The organism is Cyanobium sp. Tous-M-B4 (assembly GCF_024345395.1).
Classification (GTDB): domain Bacteria; phylum Cyanobacteriota; class Cyanobacteriia; order PCC-6307; family Cyanobiaceae; genus Cyanobium_A.
The window spans coordinates 16,580-35,255 of record NZ_JAGQBA010000010.1 but is presented as its reverse complement, the minus strand read 5'-3'; the positions used below and the strand labels follow the sequence as shown (position 1 = coordinate 35,255).

The following is an 18,676-nucleotide window of genomic DNA, read 5'->3' as shown; positions in this document are numbered from 1 at the left end:
AGCGACTCAGAAAACTTACAACACCGTCGGCTCTCGCCTTCTTCGTCGTAAGCCTGCTCGCTTCCGGGGCTTCCCCCCTTGCGCGCAGTCCAAAAACATATCACCTCTGTTGCCCGGTTGGCAAGGATCAGCTCACCAGCGCATCGGCCCAGGGCATGAAGCGGGCCAGGTTTTCCGGCCGATCGGCCGCCAGCACTGGAAAATCAGCTGCTGACAGATCGGAACCAGCATCGATCGACTCCGGTGATCGCACCAGCCAACGGATCGGGCAGTCCAACTCGCTGAGCACCAACCACGCTGCAGCCAGATCCCAGATCTTGGGCGTGGCCTCGAGGGCTGAGATCGTTTGCCCCATCGCCACACTGACAAGATTGAGGCTTGCCACCCCAAGTAAACGGATTTTTCCAGGGAAGCGTTGATTGGGCAGCTTTTGCAGCACTCCTATCGAACGGCTACATAAGGAAGCGCAGCCAGCAGGGTGGCTCTGCCCGGAGGGAGCCAGCAGGGGGCGACCATTGCGCCAGGCGCCCTGAGCGCGAATCGCCACGATCCGCTGCCGCAGTGGTGGTACGTCCAGCACGGCAAGCACGGGACGACCAGCCTCAAAACGCGCTATCGATATGGCCCAGTAGGGAATCCCAGCAGCAAAATTCGTGGTGCCATCCAGGGGATCAACCACCCAATAAGCAGAGGTCTTAGGGACTGTTTTGTTGCCTTCCTCGCTCAGCACCCCTTCACCAGGAAACAAGCGAGCCAATCCTTCAACCAGGGTCGCATCACTCCAGCGGTCACAGGCCGTGATCAGGCTGCCGTCTGATTTGAGATCGGAGGCCATGTGACCGAAATCGGCCCGCTGCCGTTCAGCCACAAGATCGATCAGCTCAACCAGGCCTGGATTGAGATCTGGGGAGGAAAGCACTGGGGGTTCTGGGTTCATCCGAGCTCTAGGGCCAGCACCTTGCTGAGGCTGCGACCCGTATCCTCCCTGAATTGGCGCAGGTTGACGCGCCGCAGCAACACCAGGGCACCAAAAGCAACCAGCACCTCCACGCTTAAAACCAGCGCATAGGGGAAATAAACAGACGGGGCAAGCTCGAAGGCCTGCTGTAGAGAACGGGCTAGATCAAGCAGTCCACCACCGAGCACTTTCCCTAAGGCCCTTGATAAGGCCTGGGCCAGACCCCATACCCCTACAAAGGTGCCCGCAGCCTCTGGCAAGGTGAGATCAAGCATCAGCACTAGGGCGCTGTTGGTACCAATGCCCGCCGCCAAGCCAAACAGGAGCATGACGACCTGCAGTACCGGCACACGGGGCGCCAAACCAGCGAGAGCCAAAAAGACCAGGCTGACCAAGATCAGCTGGCAACCCAGGCGTGCGGTTGCCAACTTGCCGTACTTGGGCACGATCCACAGGCCCGCCAGCAGCAAGCCCGTCAAAGTTCCCATACCCCAGATGGCGTTCAGGGATGCCGTAGCTGCAATCGGCATGCCGAACACGTCTGCTGCGTAGCTCTCGAGGATGGGGTCCTGTAGAAACAACCCCAGGGTGAACAGCACAAGAAAGGAGAAAAAAACCAGGACCTGACGGCTTGAGATAACAAGTGCCCAGGCCTGGGCGAGGGTGATGGCATCCTCCCGGCGCGGCCCGCCCTCAGCCAAGTCAAGTTGCTTGTTGCTGGGTTCAAGTCCGACGGTGGCCACAACCGTGAGCACAAGCACCACTGCGGCTACCCGGCCCATGAAGCCAAGCAATACAGGCTCCAAAAGGGCAGGATCGGTTATGCCATCAAGACTGCGCAAGCTCAGATTTATCGAGATTGCCCCGATCACAATGCCAACGGTGAGTAGACACCAAATCAGGCCCACCGCCCGGGGCCGCTCAGCCTCGCTGGTGCGATCAATTACAAGGGCGAGATAGGGTGTTGTAGCGAGGGAAATCGCCAAGCCATAAAGAGCAAACAGGCCGCAAAGCGCCGCGATTCCCAATCCCAGCTCAGGCTGGGAAGCGGCTTCAAGCAAGCGACCCACATGAAATATCAGGGGAACAGAGAGCACCGCCAAGCCACAAAACAGGGAAGTGCCCAGCCATATATATGGAAGCCGGTGACGACCCGCCCAGGGATGGGCATCTGAAATTTGACCGAACAACACCCTGGAGGGAGCAACAAACTGTTCAAATGCCAGCGCCCCACCAACCAGTAACCCGGGGAACTCAAGCTCGCTGAGCATGACCCTGTTGAGCAGACCAGCAAAGATGACTGCCAAACACCCCAAACAACCCTGAAACAAACCCAATCTGAAGGTGTTGGGCAGCCCAAGTGAAGGCTGTGGATCTACTGAAGACGCCACCACGGCGTCAGACTGCTCCCTGGGCAGCGGCCTGGCAGGCAGGAATCAGGGGCGTGGGTTCGACGGGAACATCTGAAGCGCCGGCAGGTTTGATTGCCGGTAGGGACTGAGGCGTGCAACCAGCCACTTGATCTAGGCCCGTGCGGCGACGCAGCTCAGCAAGACGCTTGTTGTAATCGGTGATGGAATTGGAAAAGCGCACCTCTGCCTGGGTGAGATCTCGCTGGTTGTCCACCACCTCTCGCTGGGTTGTCACACCAGCTTGGAAACGCAGACGAGCTAGGCGCAGGGATTCACGAGCAGAAATCACCTCCCTGGAAGTAGTCACAATGTTGCGGTTATTTTTCTCGAGTTCATAGAAACTTGTTTCAACCTCTTGGCGAATACCATCTCGGCGCTGGGCGAAGCGAAAAGTATTTTCTTGGGCAAGCTGCTTGTTTTGGCGTGATTGGGCTGCAGCAGCTCCGCCATCAAAGAGGCGCCAGCTCAAGTTGACGCCAAGAGTGGTGTCGTAATTGCTACCTTCAGCTCCTGGCTCTGCAACAATTATGGGATCATTACCATTGAAGATGCTGCCTGAGAATCCAGCAAAAATATTCAAGAAGGGCTGCACTGCGCCCAAGGCTGCGTTTGCCTGACTATTAGCTATAGAAATATCTAGCAATGCCTGGTCTAATTCCTCGCGGAAGGTGTAAGCAGCAATGATGCTCTCCTGCAGGGAGGGCTGCCAAATCCCAAACACTCTTGCCGGATCCTTAGCTGTTGGGGTTACGTTTTGAGGTAGATCCAAAAGCGCTGCCAACGTGCGGCGAGCGATTGCTTGGGCAGCCAGCGAATTGGTCAAGAGCTGCTGATCACGGGAAAGCTGGGTTTCAGCTTCAAGCACCTCAAGCTTTGTCGCCACACCAGCCTGAAATCGAGCCTTGGAATCTCTTAGGCTAACTATAGAAGCCCGCACTGACTCCTGACCAATACGGACTTGGTCGTCCGACTGCTGGAGATCAAAATATGAAGATGCTGCCTGTAAGCGCAGATCCCGTAGAGCAATAACGTATTGGAACTTGGCCTTCTCAAATTGATCGCGTGCCGCTGCGATCGTTGGCACCCGCTGGGGATTAATCAAGGACCACTGGGCCGTGATCGCAGCACCAAAGTCCCAGCGGTCAGTGGCGGCGTTAGTAGTTAAGCCATTGTTAGCAACAGACCTTGCCTGTCCAGTAGTGAAGGATGGCAGTGAATTTGCCTCCAGGTTGAGATTGGGATACCACTGGGCAATCTGGGCTCGAAGATTGCTCTGAGCCTGATCCACCTGACTAGCGATTGCCTTTAGATCAGGATTATTAACCTCGGCAAGGTTTTCTACTTCAACCAAGCCCAGCGGACGAAACTCTGTAATGCGCACCTGCTCGGGCTTTACCGGCAGGGCCAAGGAAGCTGGTGCAGGCAAGTTCTCAAGCCCTGGAGCCAGCTTGGTGGCTGCTGGAGTCACGAGGGTTGGGTTTAGGCGTGGCCGATAACCCCGCAGCTTGGTAGTCGAGTCGCCGCGAAGCGCTTCAGGCGCCAGCGGTGGAGGCATGGGCAAAGTCAAATCCGCCTGGGAAGCTGCAGGCGCCGGCTTCTCCTGAGCTTTGGCTGCAATGGACAGCAAAGGACTCCCTAGCAGGCAAAGCAGAGCTAAGCGGGAAGTGAAATTGAGCACGCCAAAAACAGCCTAATCCCACACATCTTAAGGAGATAAAGGAAACTTGGCTAAACATGAGGCCACAAGGTCGTCTGCACCCTGCAGCAGCTGCACAGGCACCGGCAGCTGGGCCTCGACCTGAGCCAGGCTGAGGTCGTCGAGGAATACCGGTTCGCCCTGGCGCAGCATCACCGCTGGCAGCAGCAAGGCCTCGCCCAAATCCAAGCCAGCCAAGCCGGTAAGCAGATCAGAACCGGTTAACAGGCCCGTAACTACCTGCTCCTGCCCCCAGTAAGGGCTTGGCAAGCCATGCAAAATCAACTCAAGCCCTGCAACCGCATTTAGCCTGGCCACCACGGGCTCGAGGGCTTCGGCCACCAGCTGGCCCACCACCCAGCTCAGCCGCCGCGGCCTGGCCAGGGCCTTGGGCAGCTTCCGAGTAGCGAGCTCAAGCGCCTCGATAAAGGCGCGAATGCTGCCCACGCCGTTTTCCTGCTGGGGAAGATCTTCGTAATCTGCCCGAGGGGGAAGCGGCAGCCCCGCCATGAGATACCACTCATCGGACAACCAAACGAAACGACTGCCCAGATCTCGCTGAAAGCCCTGCTGCAAGGGCTCCACCAAGGCGATTACCTGGCGGGCTGACTGGCGATCTACTGGTATGAGGTCATCCCCGTCGGGACGAAAACGGGTAAGCCCCACGGGCACCACTGCCACGGAGAGCACCGCGGGCCAATCGCCACCGCCAAATTGGGCCAAATCCTGCAAGGTGCGCAGTAAGGCCGGGCCATCGTTGATACCAGGGCACACCACCACCTGGGCGTGGATCTGCAAATCCCGCTGGGCGAACCAGCCAAGCTGATCCAGCAGCAGAGCGGCCCGAGGATTGACTAGCAAACGGCTGCGCAGCTCAGGCTCGGTGGCATGGACGGAAACGAACAAGGGCGAAAGCCGCTGTTCCTCGATCCGCTGCCAATCAGCAGCGGTGAGGTTGGTGAGTGTTAGGTAGGAGCCATAAAGAAAACTGAGCCGGTAATCATCATCTTTGAGGTAGAGACTGCTGCGGCGACCCGGTGGCTGCTGGTCGATGAAGCAGAACGGACAGGCGTTGTTGCACTGCTTGAGGCCATCGAACAAAGCTTCGGTGAATCCCAGGCCCAGGCCCTCGTCAAGATCCTTCTCCAACTCAACCGTATGCAGGGATCCGTCAGGATCTTCAACTTCCAAGGTGAGCTCTTCCTCTCCCACCAACATCTGAACATCGATCAGATCCCGTGGACGCTTGCCATTGATGCTGAGCAGGCGGTCGCCCGGCTGAAAGCCCAACTCCTCAGCGATCGAACCAGGCTCCACCGAGGCGACTACGGCAGGGGCCGGTAAGCGCACCGTCCCTGGGGAGCCGTCATCGAGGGCAGCCAGGGCAATCCCCGCAGAGGGCTCATTCCACACGGCGTCAGGGGCTGCTATTGATTCAGACTGCCATCCTGGCGGCAAGCCAAATCAATATGCCTACCCCGAAGACCAGGCGATAGGCGACGAACACCCAGGTGCTGTTCGTTTGCAGAAAGCGCAGCAACCAGGCGATCGCCAACCAGGACACCACCGCAGCGGCAACGATTCCCACAAGCAAAGGCACGGCGCCACCACCAGCTGGAGCACTGAATGCCTCCTTGAGGGACACCAGCCCAGCCAGGGTGATTGCCGGAATGCCCAACAAAAAGGAGAAGCGGGCGGCGGCCGGGCGCTGCCAGCTGTCAAACAAAGCGGCAGTGAGGGTGCTCCCCGAACGGGAAACGCCTGGCACCAGAGCCAGGGCCTGAGCCAGACCGACCCAGAAACCATCACGGGGCTGGACATCAACCAGCTCGCGGCGACGACTACCCACCAGCTCAGCCAGAGCCAGCAACAGGGCCATCACAATCGACACGACCGCAATCGAGGCCATGCTGCGCAGCGGCGAGTTGTCGTAATCGGGCACCCAAAGTTTCAAAGCCAAACCGGCAAAAACAATCGGCAGAGTGCCTAAGGCAATGGCGACACCCATGCGAGCGGAGGGGTCGCCCCACTGACCGTGACGGCAGGCCCGGCCCACGCCCCTGATCACTTCAGCCAGGTCTGAGCGGAAATAAGCCAACACCGCCGCGATGCTGCCCAGCTGTATCACCGCCGTGACCGCTACCCCTGGATCGCCCCAGCCGAGCAACACCGGCACCACCTTGAGGTGGGCGGTGCTGCTGATCGGCAAGAACTCCGTTAGCCCCTGCAAAATCCCCAACACCAGGGATCGAAAGCAGGCTTCCCAGAAGCCGATCACCGCAATAGGCAGGTTCGGCATGGCAGCGGACAACATCGCGGGCAACACGAGCTGCAGCGACCTTATGGCGCGCCTCCCCGCTTGAACCCTTAAGGTTGCGCATCTTTCTTCACAATTTTGGTGGTCGGGGCCCCTCCCAGCGCAATAGCCCCGGCAGGCCTTCCGGCCGTTCCTTCGCTGCGTGCGTTGCTGCAGGCGTGCCGCAACCCTGGGCTGAGCCTGATCAGCGGGGTTTTGGTCACCCTGCCAGTCTTCCTCCAGGCCCCATGGGTGCGGCTTGCACCTTTCAGTGCGGCTCTGTTCACTGTGCCCCTCCTTGGCCTGGCGCTGGCCTTGAGTCGGCACCCCAACCCCCGAGCCAGTCGAGCCGGGGAGTTGCTAGTTGGTTTCTGCGGCAGCTGGTTGGCAGGCAGCCTGTTTTGGGGCTGGTGCCGGCTCCATCCGGTGTGGCACCTTCCCATTGAGGCCTTTGCCCTGCCACTAGCTCTGACTGGACTGCAGAGCCGCTGGAAAGTTGCCTGCGGGTTTTACTTAGGGTCCCTGCTTGGTACGGCAGCCACTGATGCGGCCATAGCCGGAACCGGGCTGATGCCCTCCTGGCCCCTGATCCTCAATGCGGGCAGCACCGAGGCACCCCTGCTCCTGCAAGCTGCCGCCCAGCAAGTGCTCGCCCCCCAAAGCCTGGTTTTGGTTGTGCTCTGCGCGGCGCTGCTTGTTCAAGCCTGCCGCTGGCTCTGGGGTTTGGGCGAGGTGGGACGCATAACAAGCGCTGCCTTGGCCACAACCTTGGCGGTAGATGCCCTTTTCCTGCTGGCCTCTCTTGGGGCACCGAGCCTCAGCGGCCTGATCTGAAGAACTGCAAATCCTCGAGGGTTACAGGTAAAGCTTCCGGCATGGCTCTGTAACATTGGAATCCCGGTGACCCATGTCGCCTCCCTTCCCGTAGTTCAACGGAGTGTCGTGATGAAACGGCTGGTTGCCTGGCTGATTAGTGGGGTTGTGCTGGCCGGCCTCTTGATCACGTTGCTGATTCCACCCCCGGCTTATGCAGCCGATCGTCGCAACCAAGCCGACGACAAAATCGCCGAGCGAGCCGGCAAGGTGGATCTAAACAACTGTTCTGTGCGCCGCTTCCAGGATTACCCCGGCATGTATCCGACCCTGGCCGGCAAAATCGTCCTGGGAGGCCCCTACGCCAGCGTTGACGATGTGCTCAACCTCGATCTGACCGATCGCCAAAAGGAACTGTTCAACAAGTACAAGGACAACTTCACCGTCACTGATGCAGTCATCGCCCTCAACGAAGGCGACGACCGCATCAACGATGGCCAGTACCGCTGAGGCTTAAAATTCAATCCTCTTGAAAGCCGTCGGGGCCTTCCGGCGGCTTTTTTAGTGCCGACCTTTGTCGGAAGTCTTCAGCCGCCATGGCAGAGCAGTCCTGGGATGTGGTGGTAGTTGGCAGTGGAGCAGCCGGGCTCATGGCCTGCCTGGAGCTGCCCAGCCATCTGCGGGTGCTGTTGCTGAGCAAGGACATTGATCCCAGCAGCACGCCACGATCCGCCAGCCGCTGGGCCCAGGGAGGTATTGCCGCAGTAACAAGACCCAACGACAGCTTCCAGAGCCACATCGACGACACCCTGGTGGCAGGGGCTGGACTGTGCGATCTGGCGGCCGTGGAGCGTCTAGTGCATGACGCTCCAGCCTGCGTAGGGCGCCTGCTGGAGCTGGGCATGGCCTTCGACCGCGACGGCGAAAATCTGAGCACAACCCTGGAAGCCGCCCACAGCCACCGGAGGGTGCTGCATGCCCAGGACCGCACCGGCGGCGCCCTGGTGGAAGCCCTGGAACGGGAGGTTCTGCTCCGGCCCCGGCTCGAACAGCGCAAGGGCGTTGTGGCCTGGCAACTCTGGTTGGAGCAGGGCCGCTGTGTGGGCCTGGCCGTGCTCGAGGAGAACCGCCTCCACTGGCTTGCCGCCAGGGCGGTGGTGCTAGCAACTGGTGGTGGAGGCCACCTTTTCGCCCACACCACCAACCCCAGCCTGGCGAGCGGCGACGGGGTAGTGATGGCCTGGCAAGCCGGCGCAAAAGTGCGCGATCTGGAGTTTGTGCAGTTTCATCCCACAGCCCTCATGCTGCCGGGTGCACCCCACTTCCTGATCTCGGAGGCGGTGCGCGGCGAAGGCGCCCGCCTAATGGAAGAGTCGGGAGCCAGCCCGGTGGCCCAGCTGCCGGGGGCAGATCTCGCCCCAAGGGATGCGGTGAGTCGCGCCCTGGCTAGACGGATGCAGGCCCTAGACGTAGACCATCTGTGGCTGGACCTGCGGCCCGTGGGACTGCCGCGCCTGGAGCGCCAGTTCCCCACGATCCTGGGGCGTTGCCGTGAACTCGGGCTGGAACCCACCCGGGAGCCGATCCCCGTGGCCCCGGCCGCCCACTACTGGATGGGCGGCATTTGGACCGATCTACAAGCCGCCACCAGCGTGCCTGGCCTGTACGCGGTAGGCGAAGTGGCCTGCACGGGCGTGCACGGGGCCAACCGGCTAGCCAGCAACTCCCTGATGGAGTGCCTGGTGTTTGCCCGCCAGCTACGCACAATCGAGCTGGCGCCGGCCAGGCCAACCGCGGCCGACCCAGGGGAGCTAGCCACCACAACCCAGCTGCCCTTGCCCCCCAAAGAGAGCCTGGAGGCCCAGATCAGCGCCCTGCGGGATCTTTGCTGGCAGGTGGCGGGTGTAGAGCGCAATGGCCACTCCCTGGGTCCTGCCCTAGTGAAACTGCGTGGCCAGCGCCGGCAGCTCGAAGCCAGCCAAGCCTGGCGGCAGCTACAAGTCGTGGAGCCTGGCCAGAGCATCCAATTCGAGCCAGAGGCGTTGCCCGCACTGCGGCGGCTGCAGGAACTGCAGCAACGGCTGGTGCTGACCGAGCTGCTAATCGAAGCGGCCCTGTTCCGCAACGAGAGCCGGGGGGGACACCACCGCACCGATTCGCCCTATGCCCAGCCCTTTTGGCAGCGCCACACCGATCAACAGCGGCACCGATCCCCAAGCACCGCCGCTGTTCAGGGCACTGGGCCGGCGTAACCGGATAGCCGGGCGAGATCAGCTAGGGACTTAACCCCAGAATCGAGCTTGCCGTTGATCTCCCAGGTGGGGAAGCCCTCAATTGCCTTGGTGTCGCACAGTGGCTTCTGGCTGTTTTGGCCATCGGCAGCGCACTCAACCAGGCCCAACTTGGCGCTGGCTTCCTTGCCGAACAGCTCCTTCTGCTCATGGCAATGCGGGCACCAATAGGCCGTGTACATCACCGCGCCGGTGCTACTCAGATGCTCGGCCAGGGCAATTGCTTCTGGACTACTGGTGGCCACAACTAAGGGAGGGACCCCAGCCCCCCGCACCGCGGCGGGGCGATCCACAGAAGCCGCCCAACCCAGGCCCACCATGCCTACCAATAAGGCCACGATCACGGCCCGGAACACCAGCTGGCCGCGGTCTTCCCACTCACCACCCACGAGGCTGATCACTAACAAGCTCAGGCTGAGAGTCGCTGAGAGCACGCAGAAGAAACAGAAGGCCTGAATCTTCAGAACCATCAACCCCATCAACAACAGGCTGAAAACAGCCATGCCCGTGCTCAGCAGCAATAGGGCCCACCAACTGCGCTGGGCAAGGGCCGCTCTCGAATCGCCGCGCAGCACCAGCGGCAGCACAGCTAGGAGCAACACCGCCCCGTAGGCCAGCCAGCCAAACAAAGACAGGGGCTGGCCAAAGACGCTGCCCCAGGCGCTGTTCAGCACCTTGTCGCAGCCCTCTGCTCCGCCAGGGCAACTCAGCGGACCCAGCAGACCCCAACGCTTCAGGGTGATGGCGCCGGTATCGATGGCGCCGATGGTGGCCAATACAGCCATGGCCACCCGAGCCCAGCGGCGGGCCGGATCACTACGGCGCCGGCTGGAGCTAAGGCGCTGGCTGAGGCGGGTTGAGGTCACGGGTCGTAGCCCAGGCTGGCCTGATTGTGGCAGGCGCAAACCAGGGTTTCAGGGTGCCGTCAGAGTGCAACGTAGGGTGAATCTCTGCCCTGGTAAAACCGTGACCCAGGAAACCCACGCTCCTGCAACCAAGCCCACCGTGGCATTTGCCCACTTGGGCTGCGAAAAAAACCGCGTGGACACCGAGCACATGCTGGGTCTGCTAGCCGAGGCCGGCTACGGCGTCAGTGCCGATGAAAGCGACGCCACTTTGGTGGTTGTGAACACCTGCAGCTTCATCCAGGAAGCACGAGAGGAGTCGGTGCGCACCCTGGTGGAGCTAGCCGAACAGGGAAAAGAACTGATAATCGCGGGCTGCCTAGCCCAGCACTTCCAGGAAGAGCTGCTCGAAAGCCTCCCCGAAGCCAAGGCGATCGTGGGCACCGGCGACTACCAACACATCGTCAGCGTGCTGGAGCGGGTGGAGGCCGGCGAGCGGGTCAATCAGGTGAGCGCCAACCCCACTTTCGTGGGCGACGAGCACCTGCCCCGCTACCGCACCACCAGCGAAGCCGTGGCTTACCTGAAGGTGGCCGAGGGCTGTGACTACCGCTGTGCTTTCTGCATCATTCCCCACCTGCGCGGCAATCAGCGCTCCCGGCCGATCGAAAGCATCGTGGCTGAAGCGAAGCAGCTAGCGGCTCAGGGGGTGAAGGAGTTGGTGTTGATCAGCCAAATCACCACCAATTACGGCCTCGATCTGGCCGGTAAGCCCCAGCTGGCGGAGCTGCTGCGGGCCTTGGGGGAGGTGGAAATCCCCTGGATCCGCGTTCACTACGCATACCCCACCGGCCTCACCGAGGCAGTGCTTACGGCCTACCGCGAGGTGCCCAACGTGCTGCCCTATTTGGATCTGCCTCTGCAACACAGCCACCCCGAGGTGCTGCGGGCAATGAACCGCCCCTGGCAAGCGGACGTAACCGGTGGCGTGCTGCGGCGGATCCGCGAACAGCTGCCCGAGTCGGTGCTGCGCACCACCTTCATCGTGGGCTTTCCTGGCGAGACCGAAGAGCACTTCCAGCACCTGCTCGATTTCGTGACCGAGCAGCAGTTCGACCACGTGGGCGTGTTCACCTTTTCACCGGAGGAGGGCACCCCCGCCGCCGACCTGCCGGATCAGGTGCCCGCCGGGGTGGCAGCAGAGCGCAAGGATCGCCTGATGGCCCTACAGCAGCCGATCGCCGCCGCCCGCAACGCCGCTTGGGTGGGCCGGATCGTGGATGTGCTGATCGAGCAGGAGAATCCCAGCAGCGGTGAGATGCTCGGCCGCTGCGCCCGCTTCGCCCCCGAGGTGGATGGCGAAGTGCGGGTGCATCCAGGCGAGGGCGGACTTTGCGCAGCACCCGGCACCATGGTGCCGGTGCGGATCATTGCTGCCGACACCTATGACCTGATCGGCGAGGTGGTGGGCGCCAAGGCAATGGTGGCTGAGGCCGTTGACAGCCGCCGCCTAGGCGCTTGAGCTGGCGGACGCATCAACGCACCACCTTTCTGGTTGCCTCAGGACTGAGCACAGCTGGATCTTTCGCGGGCCTCACGGCTAAGGGCTGGATCCTGATGGATGGCAGCGGCAATGCGTTGGTGCTGGCCCTCCATTTCGCGGTGCTCGCCCTACCTGCCCTGCTGGTAAGTGGGCCAGCAGGGGTTGCGACCGACAAACTGGGCTGCGAAGCCGTGCTGATCCGCTCCCAATGGGGACTTTTCGCAGCAGGCATGCTCGGAGCCATTGCGATACCCCTGAGCAAGGGTGATCTGCAGGTAATCCTGTTGCTATTGAGCACCCTTCTAGTAGGCATCGCCAGTGCCTACGAACTCACTGCCCGCAACAAATATTGCGCCCTACTGGTGGAGGGTCCCCAGCAACTGGCTCCATACCTCACAAGCTTTTCGGTGGTGTTCAACGTGGGCAAGCTGGTGGGTCCTCCCCTAGGGGGCTGGCTACTGGCCTGGACCGGCGCGGGCACGGCCCTGGCGATCGATGCCGCCACTTACTTGATCCCCATCGCCTCAGTGCTGTGGCTGCTCCACCCCAATAGGGGGCTGGAGCAGCGCAGCGTGGCTGGAGCCAGCAGTGGGCTCAGAGCCGCCTGGCGCGGCAGTGGTCCGGTGCTGCGGCACGTGCTGATCTACACGGCTCTGGCTTGTTTACTTGGCTTCTTCCACCCCGGCCTTGCCCCCTTGATGGCCCGGGATTTGCTGGGCCCCTCCCCCCAGGCCCTTGGCCTATTCACCAGTGTGTTGGCAGCAGGCAGCATCAGCGGCGGCCTGGTTCTGCAGCGTCACAGTCGCTGGTTGAGCCAGCGGCCCGGCCTGCTGCTGGGTAGCTGCACCCTGATCACCGCAACAGCCCAACTGGTCATGGCCGCTTACAGCAGCCCAAAAACGGTGGGAATAGGTATGGCGGCCACCTTCGCCCTCGGTGCTGGCACCGCCAGCCTGCTGGCAGGGGTCAATTTGATCAGCCAGGTGGGTTCTTCAATGGCCATCCGCGGGCGCATGGCCGGGTTAGGCCAGATCGCCTTCTTAGGTGGGGGCGGCCTCAGCGGCCTATTGGCAGCTGCCATGAGCCTTACTCTCGGGCTACAGGGCACCTTTGCAGTGCTGGGGGCTGCGGGCTTCGCCTTGGGCCTGCAGGAGCTGATCAGCCGCAGGAGCCTGAGACTGAAGCTCAGATCAGTTTGATGCCGCGCAGCACGATCGATGCGGCAATGGCAACGGCAAGCCCACCACCAAACAAACCCAGGTAAATCGCGGCAGCCATGGGAGGCCATCATTGAAGGTGAGGCCATTACAGCAGAAAGCACGCTGCCTTCAGCACTTCCGCAGACCTCCTAAGCTTTCAGTCACTAACACCGCATAGCAGCGCAGAAAAAGCGCCCTGGTTTTCCCCGGTCATCAACCCAGTTCGGCTGTTTGCATGCGCACTCTCTTCGTTTACCCAGAGTTCCCGAAAACCTTCTGGAGCTACGAAAAAATCCTCGAGTTGATCGATCGCAAGGTGCTTTTGCCGCCCTTGGGACTGGTCACAGTTGCAGCCCTGCTGCCCCAGTCATGGGAAATGAAGCTGGTTGACCGCAACGTGCGCGAGGTCAGCGAAGCCGAGTGGGACTGGGCCGAGTTGGTGGTGATCTCCGGAATGATCGTGCAGAAGGCCGATATGGCCACTCAGATCGGCAAGGCCAAGCAGCGAGGTATCCCAGTCGCCGTGGGAGGTCCTTTTGCCAGTTCCACCCCAGATGCGCCCGAGCTCGACCTCGCGGATTTCAAGATCCTCGACGAGGGTGAAATCACCCTGCCAATGTTCATCGAAGCCATTGAGCGGGGTGACAGCCATGGCCGGTTCAGCTCTGACGGCGTCAAGCCAGATGTAACCGGAACGCCGATTCCTCGCTTTGACCTACTAGAGCTAGACGCCTACTCAGAGATGTCGGTGCAGTTCTCCCGAGGCTGCCCCTTCCAATGTGAGTTCTGCGACATCATCGTGCTGTATGGGCGCAAACCTCGCACCAAAAACCCTGAACAGCTAGTTGCCGAGCTGCAGTGCCTCTACGACTTGGGCTGGCGCCGCTCAGTGTTCTTAGTAGATGACAACTTCATCGGCAATAAGCGCAATGTCAAATTGCTGTTGCCGCTTTTGCGCCAATGGCAGATTGAGCACGGCTTCCCATTCAGCTTCGCCACCGAAGCCTCAGTGGATCTGGCGGCGGACGATGACCTCATGCAAATGATGGTGGAATGCCGCTTTGAGAGCGTCTTCCTCGGCATCGAGACCCCGGACGAATCAAGCCTGGAAACTGCCGGTAAGTTACAAAATACCCGCAGCTCCCTGGTGGATTCTGTCGACAAAATCACCTCCTACGGGTTGCGGGTGATGGCTGGTTTCATCATCGGATTCGACGGCGAGAAAGAGGGCGCGGGCGGCAGGATCGTCGAGTTTGTGACCCGCACTGGCATTCCCCACGCCATGATGGGCATGCTTCAGGCCCTTCCAAATACAGCTCTTTGGCATCGCCTCGAGAGAGAAGGTCGCTTGATCGAAGGCAAGGCAGCAGCAAAAGGAGTTAACCAAACCAACCTGCTTAATTTCGAGCCCACCCGGCCGATTCGCGACATCGCCAATGAGTATGTAGATGCTTTCGGCGCCCTTTATGAGCCTAACGCTTTCATTGATCGCGTTTATTCCTACTTCCTGAAACTGCCACCGCAGCAATGGAAGGCATTGGTTGTTCCAGGCAGTCGTCCGCCCAAGCCGACCAGCTGGGTTGACCTGCGCGCACTGGGAATAATTTTGTGGCGCCAAGGCCTCAAGCGCAACACCAGGGTGCGTTTCTGGAAAGCGCTCTACGGCATGTACCGCCATAACCCGAAGCGTTTCACTGGCTTCATATCGATCCTGGCTCACAACGAACACTTCCTCGAATACCGCGCAATCGTGCGGCGCGAGATAGAAGAGCAGCTCGCCACCTTGCCACCCGATCCCCCAAAGACCACAGCCGAACCGAGCCGCGAACTGCAGCCTGTTTAAAGGTGGCCGTTTAATCCAGTACTCGATAAGCTTGGCTAGGCCATTTAATCAATATTTTAAGTCTTGATTGGCTCAATCTTGATTTATTCAATCTTTATATATTCAATCTTGGACGTATTCAATTCGTTGCTCTAGGCACGCTTGAGCTCTTTGAAGCTCCCTGCCTAGATACAGGGCGTGGTCTAGGCAGGTGAGCGGGTGAGGGCCTGGACCTTCGGTCAGGTCAATACCCAGTTGCTTGGCACTGCAGCCCCGGAAAACTGCCAAGGGCTCGCGAACGCCGCCGCCACCACGGCAGCTCAATACCTCTCCGGTATCGGGATCGGTGGCTAAGCCCCGCTCATCGATGCCATTGCCATAGTGCTCAACCACCAGCTCCGCCGCCTCGCGATCGATGCGAATTAGGAAGTAGCCGGCTGGGTCTAAGGCGATGAACCGCTGGGAGAGCTGGTCATCGAGCTGTTGGCGGCTGGAAGGTACTTCAGGCATGAGGTGGATCGTAGGCAGCCGTAAAAGGCAGCTCCGCATTCATAGCCGCCATCAGCTCGGCCATCTCCTCATTAGCCCCAGGCAACCAGCGCTGCAGGATCGAGGCAAAGCGTGGATCGCTCCAGCGGTGCAAGCTGACGCGGGGCTGGGCCACGAAACCCCGACGGCGCTTGTGGCTACCGCCAGCGCCGGGATCAAAGGCGCGGATGCCGCGCTCGATTGCCCAGGCAATTGGTGCGTAGTAACAGACCTCAAAATGCAGGCAGTCAATCTGCTCATCACTGCCCCAGTAGCGTCCCCAGAGCTGGTCGCCGGCGTGGACGCACAGGGACATGGCCACCGGCTCGCCGGGATGGCCGCGATGGGCACTGAAGAGCACTATGTGGCGCCGCAACTCCGGATCGGCAGCCAGGGCGGCAAAAAAGGATTCACTCAGATATTTGCTGCCCCAAGCCCCCCACCGACTGCAGTGCTGGGCATAAAAGTCATACATGCGCCCAACTAACGCCGGCGGGATTGCCTCGCCCAACAGGGGCGTAACCGTGAGGCCAGCGGCTGCCACCGCCTGCCGCTCCCTCTTTATGTTGCGACGCTGGTTGGCATTGAAGCTGGCTAGGTAGGCATTGAAATCGTTATGGCCGGGGTTGATCCACTGGCTCTGCTGATTAACCCAGGCAGCACAGCCAGCCGCCTCAGCCAGCGGCTGCCAACCTGGATCCACATAAAGAAAATTGCAGCTGAGGATGGAGTGCTGGCGGCAGAACGCATCGATCAGCTCAAGCATCAAAGCGGTTAACTCCGCCTCGTCCTCAGCGGGATCGATCAGGAAGCGGTAGCCCTGCACCGGGCTCACCGGGCTCATGCCCACCAGCTTTGGGTAGTAGCGCAGGCCCAACTGGCCAGCGAGCTGGGCAAAACTCTGGTCGAAAACGAATTCGCCGTAGCTGTGGCCCTTCAAATAGAGGGGAGCCACCGCCAGCAACACCTCGCCGCGCCACAGGCCCAGATGACAGCCCTGCCAGCCCTCCCGCGGCGCAATGCTGCCGCTGGCCTCGAGCTGCTGCAGCCAGCGCCAGCGATAAAAAGGCAACTCCTGGGGATGCGCCGCGGCCAGCAGGGCATCCCAATGGGCTTCGGGAATCTCGGCCAGGCTTTGGTGCCAGCGGGCCTGCAACTCAGCCATGGCTGCAATGGGGGCTCGCAAGGGGCAAAACTAACTACAGCTGCGCCGCCTTGGTGCCTCAATCGTTCCGTGCCCTGGCAACTCCGGTGCAACTGTTCGCCCCCGTACTTTTTGGGCCCGTATTGCTGACGAGCCTGCTGCTGCCGGTGTTGCAGCTGGTACGCCCCCAACTGGAGCAACGGCTGAAAACCGTTTGCGTGGAAACCGCAGCCGCCGGCAATGCCAGCCTGGCCGCCAAATTAGAAGCTCCCTGCGCCCAGCTGGCCCGGCCCACCAGCCAGTGCCTGGTTGAGGAAACCGCCTCGAGTGGTCGGGGCCTGGCGGTGCTGGGCGATCTGATCCGCGGCGACTTCGGCGCCGACAGCGAAGTAGTGCTGAAACGCTGCCTGGCCCGCATGCTGGGCCTGCCCGCCGACACCCTCCAGCAGGTTCCCCTGCGGGAGCTGGCTCAGGGCTTCGCCAAGACGCGGCGGTAGCGCAGCAGCAACTCCTCACCCTCCAGACGCCGGTGCTCCTGCAGGCACCAATCCCCAGCCTGAACTGCGGCCTCCAGGGGCAACCAGGCATGGGGTCCGCCCAGCAGCCGAGGGCAAAGCGTCAGCTGCAGCTCATCGATCCAGCCTTCGGCCAGCAGGCTGGCGGCAAGGGCCGCACCGCCCAGCACCACCAGACTCTCCAGCCCCTGATCCGCCAGGGCAGCCAGGCCCCCACCCCAGCTCTCTAGATCCAGGCGACGATCGAAAGCCGGGGCTAGCGGCGATCGCTTGGGCGTCAGCAACCAGCGCTGCAACGGCTGCCGCCAGAAATGCAAATTCGGGGAAATATCGTTGCTACGACTCACTACTACGGCCACCGGCTGCTCAGCGCGGCCGCTGGCTGCACGCTGAGCCAGCAGGTGAGGCGCCCGAATTAGGCAGGTACTGCCATGACAGCGCAGGGTTTCGGCACCGATCAGGCAGCCATCAGCCCAGGCCAGGGCCTCCTCCAACACCTGACGATCCCCAACTCCACCCAACTGGGCAGCCCCACCTTGCGGGGGCGCCAAGCGGCCATCCAGGCTGACGGCCAGCACCAGCCGCAGCACGGGGCTCAGCCAGCCACCAGGGCTTCGAGCGCCGCAGGCACCATTTCCAGCTGGGGAGTTTCAGCAAACACCTCGGCAGCGTTGTTAGGGCTTTCCTGCAGGCGCACCTTGTGAAGGCGGGCGCCGGTGGCTGCAATTGGGGCGCTGAGCAGGTCGGCGATGTGAAGGGCGATGTTCTCAGCGGTGGGCACCGTGCTGGCGAAATACTCCACGTCCTTGTTCAAGAAGGTGTGGTCGAAGGGCTCCACCACCAGATCGTCGACGAGCTGCTGCAGAGCCGCCAGATCACAGACCATGCCGGTGCGGGCATCGATCGGGCCGCGGACGGTTACATCGAGCAGGTAGTTGTGGCCGTGGCCATGGGGCCGGGCGCACTTGCCGTAGATGGTTTCGTTTTCGCCTTGGGAGAGCTCGGGCCGGGCCAGGCGGTGGGCGGCGGCGAAGTGGGTGCGGATCGAAAGAAAGGCTTCCATGGGGATTGGGGCGGAGCCCGGGGCGAGCAGGTCGACCCAGAGCGTGTCGGTTTCGTGCAGACGCAGCCCCACCAGGGGCAGCTGGGGAGCCAAGCGGGTCCAGATGGCCTGGCAAAGGGCTTCGGTAGTAGGCAGCTTGCCCTCAGGACGATCCAGGTCGAACTCAGGCCAAGCCTCGTTGAGGTAGCGAAAATCGAGCTGGGCCGTCACCTCAGCCCGGATCGCATGCTTCACCTCAGAGAGATTGAGCACCATGCCGTCCGCATCGAGCGGACCAGCCATGGCCACCACCAAGGTGTAGTTGTGGCCGTGGCCGGGGGCCAGGCTGCAGGGGCCGAAGCGGGCCTGATTCTCTTCAGCGCTGAGCTCCGGCAACCAATAGCGATGACTGGCACTAAAGGTGGCCCGCCTGGTAATTACGCAGGGGCGGCCCCGTCCGTGGCTGGAGCTGGCCGAGTTCGGCGAGAAACCTGACGCTGTTGCAGTAGCCGTCATCGCCCGAGTCGGTGGCTCACCATCCTAGAAACGGGCAAGGGCCAAGGCGTCGAACC

At 61.4% G+C, this 18,676-nt stretch carries 18 protein-coding genes; 7 read left to right on the top strand and 11 right to left on the bottom strand.

Annotated elements, in window-relative coordinates; genetic code table 11:
• Positions 1–127 precede the first annotated feature (127 nt).
• From KBY73_RS14940 to KBY73_RS14920, 5 genes are all read right to left on the bottom strand, one after another.
• A complete protein-coding gene (locus tag KBY73_RS14940; RefSeq protein WP_254937855.1) occupies positions 128–937 on the bottom strand; it encodes an inositol monophosphatase family protein in 810 nt (269 codons plus the stop codon).
• Entirely contained in the window at positions 934–2,229 is a 1,296-nt protein-coding gene (locus KBY73_RS14935; protein ID WP_254937854.1) for an MFS transporter, read from the bottom strand. The genes KBY73_RS14940 and KBY73_RS14935 overlap by 4 nt, the downstream gene beginning before the upstream one ends.
• Positions 2,230–2,356: 127 nt before the next feature.
• Positions 2,357–3,925 carry a TolC family protein gene (locus KBY73_RS14930; RefSeq protein ID WP_254937853.1) on the bottom strand — a complete coding sequence of 523 codons (1,569 nt, stop codon included), beginning with the start codon at positions 3,923–3,925 and terminating at the stop codon, positions 2,357–2,359.
• Positions 3,926–4,075: 150 nt separating this feature from the next.
• Positions 4,076–5,479: a TIGR03279 family radical SAM protein gene (locus KBY73_RS14925; protein WP_254937852.1), complete on the bottom strand. Its 1,404-nt coding sequence runs from the start codon at positions 5,477–5,479 to the stop codon at positions 4,076–4,078.
• Between the two features lie 22 nt (positions 5,480–5,501).
• Positions 5,502–6,365 (bottom strand): undecaprenyl-diphosphate phosphatase, encoded by an 864-nt coding sequence (locus KBY73_RS14920; RefSeq protein ID WP_254937851.1) that lies wholly within the window; start codon positions 6,363–6,365, stop codon positions 5,502–5,504.
• A gap of 165 nt (positions 6,366–6,530) precedes the next feature.
• On the opposite strand from KBY73_RS14920, the gene KBY73_RS14915 reads away from it, so the two are divergent.
• The 3 genes from KBY73_RS14915 (at position 6,531) to nadB (ending at position 9,427) form a co-directional block, all read left to right on the top strand.
• Entirely contained in the window at positions 6,531–7,196 is a 666-nt protein-coding gene (locus tag KBY73_RS14915; RefSeq protein ID WP_254937850.1) for a DUF3120 domain-containing protein, read from the top strand.
• Positions 7,197–7,307: 111 nt separating this feature from the next.
• A complete protein-coding gene (psbU, locus tag KBY73_RS14910) occupies positions 7,308–7,685 on the top strand; it encodes a photosystem II complex extrinsic protein PsbU (protein WP_254937849.1) in 378 nt (125 codons plus the stop codon).
• A gap of 86 nt (positions 7,686–7,771) precedes the next feature.
• Positions 7,772–9,427, top strand: a complete 1,656-nt coding sequence (nadB, locus tag KBY73_RS14905) for an L-aspartate oxidase (protein ID WP_254937848.1) — start codon at positions 7,772–7,774, stop codon at positions 9,425–9,427.
• On the opposite strand, the gene KBY73_RS14900 is transcribed toward nadB, so the two are convergent.
• Positions 9,406–10,332: a vitamin K epoxide reductase family protein gene (locus KBY73_RS14900; protein ID WP_254937847.1), complete on the bottom strand. Its 927-nt coding sequence runs from the start codon at positions 10,330–10,332 to the stop codon at positions 9,406–9,408. The genes nadB and KBY73_RS14900 overlap by 22 nt on opposite strands.
• A 100-nt stretch (positions 10,333–10,432) precedes the next feature.
• On the opposite strand from KBY73_RS14900, the gene rimO reads away from it, so the two are divergent.
• On the top strand, positions 10,433–11,833 hold the full coding sequence (gene rimO / locus KBY73_RS14895) for a 30S ribosomal protein S12 methylthiotransferase RimO (protein WP_254937846.1): 1,401 nt from the start codon (positions 10,433–10,435) through the stop codon (positions 11,831–11,833).
• Entirely contained in the window at positions 11,830–13,053 is a 1,224-nt protein-coding gene (locus KBY73_RS14890; protein ID WP_254937845.1) for an MFS transporter, read from the top strand. Before rimO ends, KBY73_RS14890 begins: the two co-directional genes overlap by 4 nt.
• Here the strand turns inward: KBY73_RS14890 and KBY73_RS14885 are convergent.
• Positions 13,040–13,132 (bottom strand): cytochrome b6-f complex subunit 6, encoded by a 93-nt coding sequence (locus tag KBY73_RS14885; RefSeq protein ID WP_106633090.1) that lies wholly within the window; start codon positions 13,130–13,132, stop codon positions 13,040–13,042. The two genes, KBY73_RS14890 and KBY73_RS14885, sit on opposite strands and share 14 nt — an antisense overlap.
• A gap of 156 nt (positions 13,133–13,288) precedes the next feature.
• Between KBY73_RS14885 and KBY73_RS14880 the strand changes: the two genes are divergently transcribed.
• On the top strand, positions 13,289–14,896 hold the full coding sequence (locus KBY73_RS14880) for a B12-binding domain-containing radical SAM protein (protein WP_254937844.1): 1,608 nt from the start codon (positions 13,289–13,291) through the stop codon (positions 14,894–14,896).
• Positions 14,897–14,998: 102 nt separating this feature from the next.
• Here KBY73_RS14880 and KBY73_RS14875 read toward each other — a convergent pair whose 3' ends face one another.
• Positions 14,999–15,385 carry a DUF4346 domain-containing protein gene (locus KBY73_RS14875; protein ID WP_254937843.1) on the bottom strand — a complete coding sequence of 129 codons (387 nt, stop codon included), beginning with the start codon at positions 15,383–15,385 and terminating at the stop codon, positions 14,999–15,001.
• A complete protein-coding gene (locus KBY73_RS14870; protein WP_254937842.1) occupies positions 15,378–16,568 on the bottom strand; it encodes a GNAT family N-acetyltransferase in 1,191 nt (396 codons plus the stop codon). Before KBY73_RS14870 ends, KBY73_RS14875 begins: the two co-directional genes overlap by 8 nt.
• Before the next feature lie 53 nt (positions 16,569–16,621).
• Between KBY73_RS14870 and KBY73_RS14865 the strand changes: the two genes are divergently transcribed.
• Positions 16,622–17,044, top strand: a complete 423-nt coding sequence (locus tag KBY73_RS14865) for a hypothetical protein (RefSeq protein WP_254937841.1) — start codon at positions 16,622–16,624, stop codon at positions 17,042–17,044.
• On the opposite strand, the gene KBY73_RS14860 is transcribed toward KBY73_RS14865, so the two are convergent.
• Entirely contained in the window at positions 17,017–17,661 is a 645-nt protein-coding gene (locus tag KBY73_RS14860; RefSeq protein ID WP_261349948.1) for a dihydrofolate reductase family protein, read from the bottom strand. The two genes, KBY73_RS14865 and KBY73_RS14860, sit on opposite strands and share 28 nt — an antisense overlap.
• Positions 17,658–18,620 carry a 6-carboxytetrahydropterin synthase gene (locus tag KBY73_RS14855; protein WP_254937839.1) on the bottom strand — a complete coding sequence of 321 codons (963 nt, stop codon included), beginning with the start codon at positions 18,618–18,620 and terminating at the stop codon, positions 17,658–17,660. The genes KBY73_RS14860 and KBY73_RS14855 overlap by 4 nt, the downstream gene beginning before the upstream one ends.
• Positions 18,621–18,676 lie beyond the last annotated feature (56 nt).

Coding starts and splice junctions, on each gene's coding strand:
- KBY73_RS14940 (WP_254937855.1), bottom strand. CDS start 937: ATGAACCCAGAACCCCCAGTGCTTTCCTCCCCAGATCTCAATCCAGGC.
- KBY73_RS14930 (WP_254937853.1), bottom strand. CDS start 3,925: ATGCCTCCACCGCTGGCGCCTGAAGCGCTTCGCGGCGACTCGACTACC.
- KBY73_RS14885 (WP_106633090.1), bottom strand. CDS start 13,132: ATGGCTGCCGCGATTTACCTGGGTTTGTTTGGTGGTGGGCTTGCCGTT.
- KBY73_RS14855 (WP_254937839.1), bottom strand. CDS start 18,620: ATGACGGCTACTGCAACAGCGTCAGGTTTCTCGCCGAACTCGGCCAGC.
- KBY73_RS14870 (WP_254937842.1), bottom strand. CDS start 16,568: ATGGCTGAGTTGCAGGCCCGCTGGCACCAAAGCCTGGCCGAGATTCCC.
- KBY73_RS14880 (WP_254937844.1), top strand. CDS start 13,289: ATGCGCACTCTCTTCGTTTACCCAGAGTTCCCGAAAACCTTCTGGAGC.
- KBY73_RS14875 (WP_254937843.1), bottom strand. CDS start 15,385: ATGCCTGAAGTACCTTCCAGCCGCCAACAGCTCGATGACCAGCTCTCC.
- psbU (WP_254937849.1), top strand. CDS start 7,308: ATGAAACGGCTGGTTGCCTGGCTGATTAGTGGGGTTGTGCTGGCCGGC.
- KBY73_RS14935 (WP_254937854.1), bottom strand. CDS start 2,229: ATGCTCAGCGAGCTTGAGTTCCCCGGGTTACTGGTTGGTGGGGCGCTG.
- nadB (WP_254937848.1), top strand. CDS start 7,772: ATGGCAGAGCAGTCCTGGGATGTGGTGGTAGTTGGCAGTGGAGCAGCC.
- KBY73_RS14920 (WP_254937851.1), bottom strand. CDS start 6,365: ATGCCGAACCTGCCTATTGCGGTGATCGGCTTCTGGGAAGCCTGCTTT.